General features: G+C 61.6%; 11 protein-coding genes. 7 read left to right on the top strand and 4 right to left on the bottom strand.

What is annotated here, in order from left to right; all coding sequences use genetic code 11:
* The first annotated feature begins 58 nt into the window (after window positions 1-58).
* The 4 genes from D6877_RS04010 to D6877_RS03995 are packed head-to-tail and all read left to right on the top strand — an operon-like array spanning window position 59 to window position 3,600.
* Window positions 59-931, top strand: a complete 873-nt coding sequence (locus D6877_RS04010) for an ABC transporter substrate-binding protein (RefSeq protein ID WP_130909925.1) — start codon at window positions 59-61, stop codon at window positions 929-931.
* Between the two features lie 50 nt (window positions 932-981).
* Window positions 982-1,965, top strand: coding sequence for an iron ABC transporter permease (locus tag D6877_RS04005; RefSeq protein WP_167333571.1), 984 nt, complete (start codon window positions 982-984; stop codon window positions 1,963-1,965).
* Window positions 1,965-2,732 carry a heme ABC transporter ATP-binding protein gene (locus D6877_RS04000; protein ID WP_130909924.1) on the top strand — a complete coding sequence of 256 codons (768 nt, stop codon included), beginning with the start codon at window positions 1,965-1,967 and terminating at the stop codon, window positions 2,730-2,732. The genes D6877_RS04005 and D6877_RS04000 overlap by 1 nt, the downstream gene beginning before the upstream one ends.
* Window positions 2,733-2,751: 19 nt before the next feature.
* The gene (locus tag D6877_RS03995) at window positions 2,752-3,600 is read left to right on the top strand and encodes a ChaN family lipoprotein (RefSeq protein ID WP_130909923.1); all 849 of its coding nucleotides are present in this window, start codon (window positions 2,752-2,754) and stop codon (window positions 3,598-3,600) included.
* Between the two features lie 233 nt (window positions 3,601-3,833).
* Here D6877_RS03995 and D6877_RS03990 read toward each other — a convergent pair whose 3' ends face one another.
* The 4 genes from D6877_RS03990 to D6877_RS03975 form a co-directional block, all read right to left on the bottom strand.
* Window positions 3,834-4,628: a Crp/Fnr family transcriptional regulator gene (locus D6877_RS03990; protein WP_130909922.1), complete on the bottom strand. Its 795-nt coding sequence runs from the start codon at window positions 4,626-4,628 to the stop codon at window positions 3,834-3,836.
* A 15-nt stretch (window positions 4,629-4,643) separates the two neighbouring features.
* Window positions 4,644-4,916 (bottom strand): TfoX/Sxy family protein, encoded by a 273-nt coding sequence (locus D6877_RS03985; protein WP_016773175.1) that lies wholly within the window; start codon window positions 4,914-4,916, stop codon window positions 4,644-4,646.
* A gap of 288 nt (window positions 4,917-5,204) precedes the next feature.
* Entirely contained in the window at window positions 5,205-5,549 is a 345-nt protein-coding gene (locus D6877_RS03980) for a pentapeptide repeat-containing protein (protein WP_130909921.1), read from the bottom strand.
* A 91-nt stretch (window positions 5,550-5,640) separates the two neighbouring features.
* Window positions 5,641-7,197 (bottom strand): bifunctional aminoglycoside phosphotransferase/ATP-binding protein, encoded by a 1,557-nt coding sequence (locus tag D6877_RS03975; protein ID WP_130909920.1) that lies wholly within the window; start codon window positions 7,195-7,197, stop codon window positions 5,641-5,643.
* Between the two features lie 116 nt (window positions 7,198-7,313).
* Between D6877_RS03975 and mrcB the strand changes: the two genes are divergently transcribed.
* Genes mrcB through D6877_RS03960 form a run of 3 tightly spaced genes read left to right on the top strand, consistent with a single transcriptional unit; the run spans window position 7,314 to window position 10,739 of the window.
* Window positions 7,314-9,638 carry a penicillin-binding protein 1B gene (gene mrcB / locus D6877_RS03970; protein ID WP_130909919.1) on the top strand — a complete coding sequence of 775 codons (2,325 nt, stop codon included), beginning with the start codon at window positions 7,314-7,316 and terminating at the stop codon, window positions 9,636-9,638.
* Window positions 9,639-9,654: 16 nt separating this feature from the next.
* Window positions 9,655-10,404 carry a lipoprotein gene (locus tag D6877_RS03965; protein WP_041477844.1) on the top strand — a complete coding sequence of 250 codons (750 nt, stop codon included), beginning with the start codon at window positions 9,655-9,657 and terminating at the stop codon, window positions 10,402-10,404.
* Complete coding sequence (locus D6877_RS03960; RefSeq protein WP_016773180.1) at window positions 10,404-10,739, top strand: YqcC family protein; 336 nt, start codon at window positions 10,404-10,406, stop codon at window positions 10,737-10,739. Before D6877_RS03965 ends, D6877_RS03960 begins: the two co-directional genes overlap by 1 nt.
* Window positions 10,740-10,943: the final 204 nt, after the last annotated feature.

The raw sequence follows: 10,943 nt of genomic DNA, 5'->3' as shown, positions 1-10,943 counted from the left end.
CGAGGATACTTGGCTCGCTGCGCCGATGCCCGGGAAACCTTGTTCAAGGAAGCTGTGTATGCGCCTGAAAACCCGCGTTGTCGTGCTGTGCGTCGGTCTTTTTCTCAGCCATCAGACGATCGCGGCGGATTTACCGCAACGCTGGGTCAGCGCCGGCGGGGCACTGTCGGAATGGGTCAGCGCGTTGGGCGGCGAGTCGAAGCTGGTCGGGGTCGACACCACCAGCCAACATCCCGAATCGTTGCAGGCGCTGCCGAGTATCGGTTATCAGCGCAGCCTGTCGGCGGAAGGCATCTTGAGCCTGCGCCCGGACATTCTGATAGGTACTGGAGAAATGGGACCGCCGCCGGTTCTGGCGCAAGTCAAAGCGGCCAAGGTCAAGGTCGAGTTGTTCTCGGCGCAGCCGGATCTGCCGACGCTGGAAAAGAATGTCACCCATCTGGGCCATTTGCTCGGCGCACAAAACCAGGCGGCGCAGCTACTGCAGAGTTATCAACAGCAACTCCAGGCTCAGACAGTGCGCGTTGCCCAAGTGCAGACCACGCAGAAAGCCCCCGGCGTGTTGCTGTTGCTCGGGCATGCCGGCGGCAAGCCGTTGATCGCCGGCAAGGACACCGCCGCCGATTGGTTGCTGCAACAAGCCGGCGGGCACAACCTTGCGACGCATACCGGCTACAAACCGTTTTCTGTCGAATCCCTCGCCAGCCTCGATCCCGAAGTGCTGGTGTTCGCTGACCGAGCGTTGACGGGCGAGGCGGCAAAAGCCGCGTTGTTCAAGGAAAATCCGATCCTCAATTCCAGCCGCGCGGCCAAGAGCGGGCGGGTGATGGAGCTGGATCCGACGCTGCTGGTTGGCGGCCTCGGGCCACGGTTGCCGGCTGCTTTGCAAACCCTGACGGACGGCTTCTACCCGGCCAAGGGCGGCCAATGACCACACTGGTCAAACCCCGCGGCTTGTTTATCGGCCTGACATTGCTGTGTCTGCTGGCGATCTGGCTGTCGCTGGCATTGGGGCCGGTGAGCCTGCCGTTGTTCGATACCCTGCGCGCGGCGCTGCGTCTGATCGGCGTGCCGCTGGCGCCGCAAGGATTGGAGCAGGCCGAGCTGATTCTCGGCCAGATCCGCCTGCCGCGAACCTTGCTCGGCTTGGCGGTCGGCGGCGTGCTGGCGCTGTCGGGGGTGGCAATGCAGGGCTTGTTTCGTAATCCGCTGGCCGATCCGGGGCTGGTCGGGGTGTCCAGTGGCGCGGCGCTTGGCGCGGCGATTGCGATTGTCGGCGGTTCGTTATTCGGCGGCCTGCCGGAGTGGTTCGGGCCGTATCTGTTGTCGGTGTGTGCGTTTCTTGGCGGGCTCGGGGTGACGGCGCTGGTCTACCGGCTGGGCCGGCGCAACGGTCAGACGCATGTGGCGACCATGTTGCTGGCCGGTATCGCGCTGACGGCGCTGGCCAGTTCGGCGGTCGGTCTGTTCACTTACCTGGCCGATGACGCCACGCTGCGCACCCTGACCTTCTGGAACCTCGGCAGCCTCAACGGCGCCAGTTACGCGCGGCTTTGGCCACTGCTGATCATCACCATCGGCGTGGCGCTGTGGCTGCCGCGCAGGGCCAAGGCATTGAATGCCTTGTTGCTCGGTGAATCCGAGGCCGGTCATCTGGGCATCGATGTCGAACGGCTCAAGCGCGAACTGGTGTTCTGCACCGCGCTGGGCGTTGGCGCGGCGGTTGCGGCGGCGGGCATGATCGGTTTTGTCGGGCTGGTGGTGCCGCATCTGGTGCGCCTGCTGGCCGGCCCGGATCACAAAGTTCTGTTGCCAGCCTCGGTGCTGGCCGGTGCGAGCCTGTTATTGCTCGCCGATCTGGTGGCGCGTCTGGCGCTGGCGCCGGCGGAGTTGCCGATCGGCATTGTTACTGCGTTTATCGGCGCGCCGTTCTTTCTTTATCTGCTGCTGCGAGGGCGTGCCTGATGCTGTCTGCGCACAATCTGCATGTCCGCCGTGGCCGCAAAGCTGTACTCAGTGGAGTCACGCTCAGGCTCGAACCCGGTCAAGTGCTTGGCGTGCTGGGACCGAACGGCGCCGGCAAAAGCACGTTGCTTGGCGCATTGTGTGGTGAGTTGCCCGCCAGTGACGGCAATGTCTCGCTCGAAGGTCAGGCGTTGAGCCACTGGAGCGGAACGCAGCGGGCACAACGACTGGCGGTGTTGCCGCAGGTTTCGACGCTGGACTTTGCCTTCGCCGTGGAAGAGGTCGTCGGCATGGGCCGTTTGCCGTACCAGACCGGGCGCGTACGTGATGACGAAATCGTCGCGGCAGCGCTGGCCGCCGCCGATGCCGGGCACCTGAGTGGGCGCAGCTATCTGGCGTTGTCAGGTGGCGAGCGTCAGCGCGTGCATCTGGCGCGGGTGCTGGCGCAACTCTGGCCGGGTCAGGCCGGGCAAACCTTGTTGCTCGACGAACCGACATCGATGCTCGATCCGCTGCATCAGCACACCACCTTGCAGGCGGTGCGCGAGTTCGCCGATCGCGGCGCGGCGGTACTGGTGATCCTGCATGATCTGAATCTGGCGGCGCGTTATTGTGATCGCGTGCTGCTGCTGGAGGAGGGGCGCCCGGTCGCGCTGGATACTCCGCAGCAAGTGCTGCGCCCGGATACGCTCAAAGCAGTGTTCGGTCTGGAGGTATTGGTGCAGCCGCACCCGGAGCGTGGGCATCCGCTGATCATCGCCCGCTGATCAATCATCGAGGTGTCGCATGCGTGGATTGTGGTTGTTGGCGCTGGTGTTGCTCGCGGGGTGTCAGCACGTGGCGGTTCCGCCGGTGGGCGCTGATATCCGCGATCTGCGCAGCGGCGAGGTACTTACGGCGCAGCAATTGCTGACGCGTCTGGCTGAGCCTGAGCGTTTGATCATCGGTGAGCAGCACGACAACGCCGATCACCATGCCGCACAGTTGTGGCTGTTGCAGGCGCTCGGCGAGCAACGGGCGCAAGGCAGTCTGCTGCTGGAAATGCTCACGCCGGATCAACAAGCGAAAGTCGATGCGGCGCGCCAGTCGAAATCCGTTCCGGCAGACCTGCCCGCGGCATTGGCCTGGCAAGAGGGCTGGGACTGGAATCTTTACGGGCCGATCGTGCGCTTCGCCCTGACGCAACCGTATCCGTTGCTGGCGGCCAATCTCGATGACAGCGAAATCCGCGCGTTTTACCGCAATCCACCGGCTCTGAACGGTGCGCGCAGCAATGCGCTTTCGGTTAAAAAAACTTTGCTTGGGCAAGTCAGTGAATCCCACTGCGGCCTGCTGCCCGAATCACAGATGCCGGCAATGCTGGCGATTCAGCAACAGCGTGATCGGCGAATGGCCGAACGCATGCTGGCGGCGCCGATGCCTTCGATTCTGCTGGCCGGTGCCTGGCATGCGCGAAAGGATGTCGGCGTGCCGCTGCATCTGCTCGATCTGGGCGCCACCAGGGCGCCGACCGTATTGATGCTGGCCGAGCAGGGCGATGTGGTAACGGCGGCGATGGCCGATTACGTCTGGTACACGCCTGCCACGCCGAAGCCGGATTACTGCGAACGGATGCGACAACAGTTCGCCAAATGACTTTTCCACAGGCAAAAAAAGACCCGGTAAAAAACCGGGTCAAATAACCGTGATTAGCCTGATGAGGAGATAATCTGAGAGTCCGAACCAAGGGCTTTTCAGAATATCGACTGATCTCGCGACCAGTTGTGATAATCATAGCGATTCTCATTACCGCGTCAACCGCTGTTTTTGCAAATCTGTAATTTAGTTTTTCGAATGATCTCGAGGCCCCGCAAACTAAGGGGTTTGCGCTAGATACGATGCGTCGTCAAATGCGTAATCTGCCGATTCAACTGGCCGATGCGTCGAGCCATCCCCTCGATCAAGCTGTGAGCGATCTTCGGATTGCTGCGGGTCATGCTCAAAAACTGATCACCGGGAATCAACATCACCGTGCTCGGCTCTGACGTGACTACCGTGGCGTTGCGCGGCTCGCCGGTGAACAACGCCAGGGCGCCGAAAATCTCGTCCCTCGGCACGTCGCCGACCTTGTGCCCATCAACAAAAGCCTCGGCATGCCCGTCGATAATCACGAAGACATGATCCGCTGCATCGCCCTGTTGAATCAGCACGGCGCCCGCCTCAACGCGTTTGAAGCCGTTGGTGCTGCGAAACTCCCGGGGTTTCAACTCGGCCACGGCATGGGCGAGCAGCGCCATTTGCCCGAGCAGATAGCTCAGCAACTGCTCCGATCGATCAGGGTCGGCATACAAATGCTGCAAAACCTCATCGCGCCCATAGGGCACCAGGCGCACAGCGCTGTCGCTGCAAATGCGGCAGTCGCTCCATTGCTCGCCACGTTGCAGGCCGAGCAGATCACCTTCCTGCCAATAGAACAGCGCTCGGCCTGCAATGCAGCCATGCACCACGCCCTCGGTCAGCAGAAACAACTGATCGCTCGGCACCTGTGCAAACAGATCGTCCGTTGCCTCCAGCTCGATGACCGACGCGCATGGCGACAAATCCTGCAGCCATTGCCCGGGAAGATTCTGCAAGCGATTGATCAATGCGTCGGCGTGGGCCGATTGTTCCCCCAGTAAATACATGGCGTCAGCGCCTGTTCAGTTCTTGTGACGCGCGGAAATGGCCTCGAGCTGTTTGTTCAAGGCGTCCTTGCGCTCGGCGGGGATATCGTTCCAGTGCACGTCCATCAACGCGCCCTCGATCGCATACAACAACACCTTCGATGCGCGAAACCCCCGAGTACGCACGGCCCGGTAGGCGTCCACTGCACCGAGGCGACGCAAGTCCGAGGCGCTGTGGATGCCCACGGCATGCAGCCATTGCGCCGATGTCTTGCCAAGATTTTTCAGGTGTTGCAGTTCATCATTCATCAAGCCTCCTTGCGACGGCCGAATGGTGCGTGGGCGAGCTTCTCAGCAGTGTAGCCATCAGTAGGAAAAGCGTGATTGTTTGGTCGGATTCGACGCAAAAGCTTCTAAGAAAGGGGGTAAAAGGCCTGCGAACGCAGAAGGAAGCGAGTTAGGCGGTTAACAATGTGGGAGCGAGCCTGCTCGCGAAGAGGGCGTATCAGACACAATCGATATCGACTGACACTACGCCTTCGCGAGCAGGCTCGCTCCCACAGGGGAAAGGCGTGGTGTCAGGAAGACTTCCAGATTTCAGCGGGTGCGATAGCGCAACCGCGTGCCGAAATTCATCGACATCAGGATCTCGTCAGCACTCAGCTCCGGCGGAAAGTACGCCCCGGAAATCTGCGCATGGGCCAGGCTGGCGCCTTCGAGCGATGCCTTGCGGAAGTCGATGCCGCGCAGATCGGCGGAGCGGAAGTACGCATCGCGGAAATCCACGCCGTCGGCGTTCAGCTCGCGCAGGTCGAGGCCACGGAAATCGCCGCCCACCATGTTGATCGGACCATCCTGTGGACGTTCCTTGTTGAAGCCTGCAACGTCATCTTTGTGCAGCAGGGCGTAAAGCGGAGTGTCGAGCAGTTTAGGCTGGCTCATGTCAGATCACCTGTTGGTTTTATGACGCCAGTATAGTGCCACTATTTGCCGGCCGTGAAGCGAGCGAGGGCTTCACGGCCGAAATAGTTTTTTACAGACCCGGCAGGCGCTGACGGATCTGCGCGACCACGGTGTCCAGCGTGCCGGATTCATTGGTCTGCACGCGTTTGCTGCGCAGGATTTCTTCCGGCGTCAACGCTTCGCGATTGGCCTGTTGCGCTTCGATCACGGCGAGGGTGGCATCGGAAGGATCCTTCTGATCGGCCTGACGTATCGCCAGCCAGCTCTCGATCACGGCTTGCGGGGCGTTGCAGTCGAGGATCAGGAATGGCGTGCCGGTGGCTTCGGCAATCTTCGCCGCGTTATCGCGCTGCTCACGCTTGAGATAGGTCGCGTCGATCACTACCGGGAAACCGGCGTGCAAAATCACCTCGGCGATTTCATGCAGGCGTGCGTAAGTCGCGGCGCTGGCATCGGCGCTGTAAATGCCGGCCTGCACATCGTTGGCAACGCTCTGCTCACCGAACAGGCGCTTGCGCTCGACATCCGAACGCAGGCGAATCGCGCCCAGCGCTTCGACCAGACGCATGGCCACGTGGCTCTTGCCGACTGCGGAAACGCCGTGGGTGATGGCCATGAAGCGCGAAGGAATGGTGCTGTAGCTTTCCGCCAGATTGGCGTAGTTGCGGTACTGGCGCAGAGTGGTGGCGCGCTGCACTGCAGTCGCATCTGCCGGCATGCTGAACAGCGCAACTTTGGCCCGCACTAGGGCGCGGTAGGCTTTATAGAAGTTCAGCACTTCGAGGCCCTGATAGTCGCCGGTCAGTTCCAGATATTGGCTGATCAGGCGACGCGCCAGCGACTTCAAGCCGCGGTCTTCCAGGTCCATGGCGAGGAAACCGGTGTCGGCCCAGACGTCAGTGAAGCGGAACGGCTCGTTGAACTCGATGCAGTCGAAGATCACCACTTTGCCATCGATGACTGTGGCGTTGCCCAAGTGGATGTCGCCGTGGCACTCGCGGGTGAAGCCTTGGGCCTTGCGCTCGGCGAACAACGGTTTGAGGCGTTCGAAGCTGCTTTCGGCCCAGGCTTTCAGGGCTTCAAGTTGCAGCAAATCGTTCTTGTCGCTGAGGAATGGCAGAATCTGCTCGAAGTTTTGCGAAACTGGCGCCATCACGCTGTCCGGAGTGCCAGCGTCGTGTTCGGCCGGGACTTTCGGTGCATTGATATGGAAATGCGCGATCTGCTCGGCCAGCGCATCGATGTGCTGAGTGGTCAGCTCGCCATTGGCTTGCAGCGTGCTGAGCAAGCCGCTCTGCGGGAACTGGCGCATTTTCAGCACGTATTCGATAGCCGGGCCGTCGCCGCCCAATTGCGGTGCCTCGACGCTGCCGGTGATTGGCAACACGTCCAGATACAAATCAGCGGTCAGACGCTGGTTCAGACGCAGCTCTTCAGCGCAGAAATGCGCACGTGCGTCGAGGCTGGTGAAGTCGAGGAAGCCGAAATTCACCGGCTTCTTCACTTTATAGGCAAAGGGGCCGGTGAGAATCACCCACGAAATGTGGGTTTCGATGACCTGAAACCCTTCGACGGGATGCGGGTAGAGGGCCGGGTTTTGCAGGGCAGCGATCAGGGACTGGCTCACGGGCGATCCTTCAGAGACGGGGGAATTCGAGGCGGCCATTATGGCTGCTTGCCCGCCTGACGCAAACCTCCGCGCGTGCCTGTTGGGGATCGATAAAGTGCGTATAATCCGCCGCCATGACTCGATCCCGATCCCCCCGTACCAAGAAAAAACCACCAGCCAAGGGCCTTAGCCCATGGTTGAGCTGGGCCATTAAACTCAGCCTGGTCGGCCTTGTAGTGCTGGCCGGCTTCGCCGTTTACCTCGATGCCGTGGTGCAGGAGAAGTTCTCCGGCAAGCGCTGGACCATCCCGGCCAAGGTGTACGCGCGCCCGCTCGAGCTGTTCGTCGGACAGAAGCTCAGCAAGGACGATTTCCTCACCGAACTCGATGCCCTCGGCTATCGCCGCGAAGCCGTGAGCAACGGCCCCGGCGCCGCCGCCGTCAGCGGCAATACGGTTGACCTGAACACCCGTGGCTTCCAGTTCTATGAAGGTCTGGAAAAGCCGCAGCCAGTGCGCGTGCGCTTCTCCGGCGATTACGTCGCCGAACTCTCCGCGACCAACGGCTCGAAACTATCGGTGGTGCGCCTCGAGCCGCTGATGATCGGCGGCATTTACCCGAAAAATCTTGAAGACCGCATCCTGATCAAACTTGATCAGGTGCCGCCTTACCTGCTCGAAACCCTGATCGCTGTGGAAGACCGCGACTTCTACAGCCACTGGGGCGTGTCGCCGAAATCGATCGCCCGCGCCGTGTGGATCAACACCTCCGGCGGCAAGATGACCCAGGGCGGCAGTACGCTGACCCAGCAGTTGGTGAAGAACTTCTACCTGACCAGCGAACGCAGCCTGACCCGCAAGCTCACCGAAGCGATGATGGCGTTGCTGCTCGAACTGCATTACGACAAGAAGGAAATCCTTGAGGCCTACCTCAACGAAGTCTTTGTCGGCCAGGACGGTCAGCGTGCGGTGCACGGTTTCGGTCTGGCCAGCCAGTTCTTCTTCGGCCAGCCATTGTCCGAACTGAAACTGCATCAGGTGGCGATGCTGGTCGGTATGGTCAAGGGGCCGTCCTACTACAACCCGCGCCGCAACCCCGAGCGCGCGCTGGAGCGGCGCAACCTGGTGCTCGATGTGCTTGAGCAGCAAGGCGTGGCCACCGCCGAACAGGTCGAAGCAGCGAAGAAAATGCCGCTCGGTGTGACGACTCGCGGCAAGCTCGCCGACAGCTCGTTCCCGGGCTTTATCGACCTGGTCAAACGTCAGTTGCGCGAAGATTACCGCGACGAAGACTTGACCGAAGAAGGCCTGCGCATCTTCACCAGTTTCGACCCGATTCTGCAGATGAAAGCCGAAGCCTCGGTCAACGACACGTTCAAGCGTCTGGCCGGGCGCAAGGGCTCGGATGACGTCGAAGCGGCGATGGTCGTGACCAACCCGGAAACCGGCGAAGTCCAGGCGATGATTGGCAGTCGTCAGGCCAGCTACGCCGGGTTCAACCGTGCCCTGGATGCGGTGCGCCCGATTGGTTCTTTGATCAAACCGGCGGTGTATCTGACCGCGCTCGAGAAGCCGAGCCAGTACACGCTGACCAGTTGGCTGTCGGACGATCCGCTGTCGGTCAAGGGCGCCAACGGTCAGGTGTGGAAGCCGCAGAACTACGATCGCCGCTCCCACGGTACGGTGTTCCTCTATCAGGGCCTGGCGCATTCCTACAACCTGTCGACCTCGCGTCTGGGCCTGGAAGTCGGTGTGCCGAATGTGCTCAAGACCGTGGGGCGCCTGGGCGTTACCCGCGAATTCCCGGCGTTCCCGTCGATGCTGCTGGGCGCTGGCGGCATGACGCTGATCGAAGTGGCGACCATGTACCAGACGCTGGCCAACGGCGGCTTCAATACGCCGATGCGCGGCATTCGCAGCGTATTGACCGCCGAGGGCGAGCCGCTCAAGCGCTATCCGTTCCAGATCGAACAGCGTTTCGACCCGGCCTCGATCTACCTGATCCAGAACGCCATGCAGCGGGTGATGCGTGAAGGTACCGGCAGTTCGGTTTATAACGTGCTGCCCAAGACCCTGACACTGGCGGGCAAGACCGGTACCAGTAACGATTCGCGCGACAGCTGGTTTGCCGGTTTCAGTCAGGATCTGCTGGCGGTGGTCTGGCTCGGCCGCGACGACAACGGCAAGACGCCGTTCACCGGCGCCACCGGTGCGTTGCAGGTCTGGACCAGTTTCATGCGCAAGGCCGATCCGCTGCCGCTGGACATGCCGCAGCCGGACAACGTCGTGCAGGCCTGGGTCGATTCGCGCACCGGCCAGGGTTCGGATGCCAACTGCCCCGGCGCGGTACAGATGCCGTATATTCGCGGCAGCGAACCGCCACCCGGCGCCGCGTGTGCAAGCGAAACACCTGCCTCGCCGGAATCGGTGATGGACTGGGTCAAGGGCTGGATGAATTAAGCAAAGAGGGTTTCAAGTGAACAAGTGGTTGATTCCAGCGGTGACCGCCGTGGCTTTGCTCAGCGGCTGCTCCACCGTACAGCGTGGTTCGATTCCCGTGGTGGATTCGGGCACGGCCGTGTCCAACAGCGAACGCATCGGCGCCAATGGCGGTTTCCGCCAGACCACGGTCAAGCGCCCGGCGCAGGGCCAGACTCAGGCGATTCCGCAAGGCGATACCGGCGTAGTGGTGATGGTGCCGGGCGGCGGTGCGGCGGTGTCGACACCGATCAGCTCTTCGCCAATCGTTCCGGGCCCGGCATCCGGCGGCATCACGTCGGGGCCTTACAACCCATCGGCGGTTGAGTCGGCGCCGATCAACTCCGGCAGCTACAGCATGCCGTCGACGCCAAGTGGCATTCCTTCGGCCAGCAGTGGCGGTGGCCTGTCGGCGGATGAGCAACTGGACGGTCCGGTACTCGCCTTGCTGACCACCGCGCAACAGCAGCAGGCCGGCGGCGACCTCAACGGTGCCTCTTCCAGCCTGGAGCGGGCGCAACGTGTCGCCCCGCGCGAGCCACAAGTGCTTTACCGTCTGGCGCAGGTGCGCATGGCCCAGGGCGATGCGCCGCAAGCCGAACAGTTTGCCCGTCGTGCGCTGACCATGGCCAACGGTCGTCCGGACCTGCAAGCCAGCCTGTGGGAAATCATCGCTCAGTCTCGTGAGAAACAAGGCGATTCCGCCGGTGCTGCGCTGGCCCGTCAGAAGGCCAAGGTTTCCCTGTGATGGACGTGCGTTTCCCGAAAATCGCCGATCAGCTATTGCTGATCGAACGCGAGCTGCGCACACAGGGCTGGTGGGATGAGGTTGAGCCGTCCGCCGAAGCGCTAAGCAGTGTCGAGCCGTTTTCGGTCGACACGCTGGACTTCGAGCAATGGCTGCAATGGATCTTCCTGCCGCGCATGAAGATGATCCTTGAACAGGATCTGCCCTTGCCAAACGCCTCGGGCATTCAGGAAATGGCGGAAATGGTCTTCGCCCAGCGCAACCTTGGCGGCAAGGATCGTCAGTTGCAGGTACTGCTCAAAGAGTTCGACCTGCTGATCACTGCATCCCGCTGAGCGCGGTTGTGTAGGAGCTGCCGAAGGCTGCGATCTTTTGATTTTGCTGTTGAAGAGCAAGATCAAAAGATCGCAGCCTCGTTGCACTCGTCAGCTCCTACACAGCTCTCACACAGATCCGGCAGCGTGCCTACGAGCAGTTCTCGGCTATCTGCTTCTTCGCTTCGACGATGCGTTCCTGACGCTGTGTATCGTCGAGCCTGC

The organism is Pseudomonas sp. Sample_9 (assembly GCF_004307535.1).
Lineage (GTDB): Bacteria > Pseudomonadota > Gammaproteobacteria > Pseudomonadales > Pseudomonadaceae > Aquipseudomonas > Aquipseudomonas mercuritolerans.
This window is presented reverse-complemented; position numbering and strand designations above follow the sequence as displayed.

Excerpts from the sequence above, each read along its gene's own strand:
- D6877_RS04010 (WP_130909925.1), top strand. The coding sequence starts at position 59 with ATGCGCCTGAAAACCCGCGTTGTCGTGCTGTGCGTCGGTCTTTTTCTC.
- D6877_RS03990 (WP_130909922.1), bottom strand. The coding sequence starts at position 4,628 with ATGTATTTACTGGGGGAACAATCGGCCCACGCCGACGCATTGATCAAT.
- mrcB (WP_130909919.1), top strand. The coding sequence starts at position 7,314 with ATGACTCGATCCCGATCCCCCCGTACCAAGAAAAAACCACCAGCCAAG.
- D6877_RS03960 (WP_016773180.1), top strand. The coding sequence starts at position 10,404 with ATGGACGTGCGTTTCCCGAAAATCGCCGATCAGCTATTGCTGATCGAA.
- D6877_RS04000 (WP_130909924.1), top strand. The coding sequence starts at position 1,965 with ATGCTGTCTGCGCACAATCTGCATGTCCGCCGTGGCCGCAAAGCTGTA.
- D6877_RS03980 (WP_130909921.1), bottom strand. The coding sequence starts at position 5,549 with ATGAGCCAGCCTAAACTGCTCGACACTCCGCTTTACGCCCTGCTGCAC.
- D6877_RS03985 (WP_016773175.1), bottom strand. The coding sequence starts at position 4,916 with ATGAATGATGAACTGCAACACCTGAAAAATCTTGGCAAGACATCGGCG.
- D6877_RS03995 (WP_130909923.1), top strand. The coding sequence starts at position 2,752 with ATGCGTGGATTGTGGTTGTTGGCGCTGGTGTTGCTCGCGGGGTGTCAG.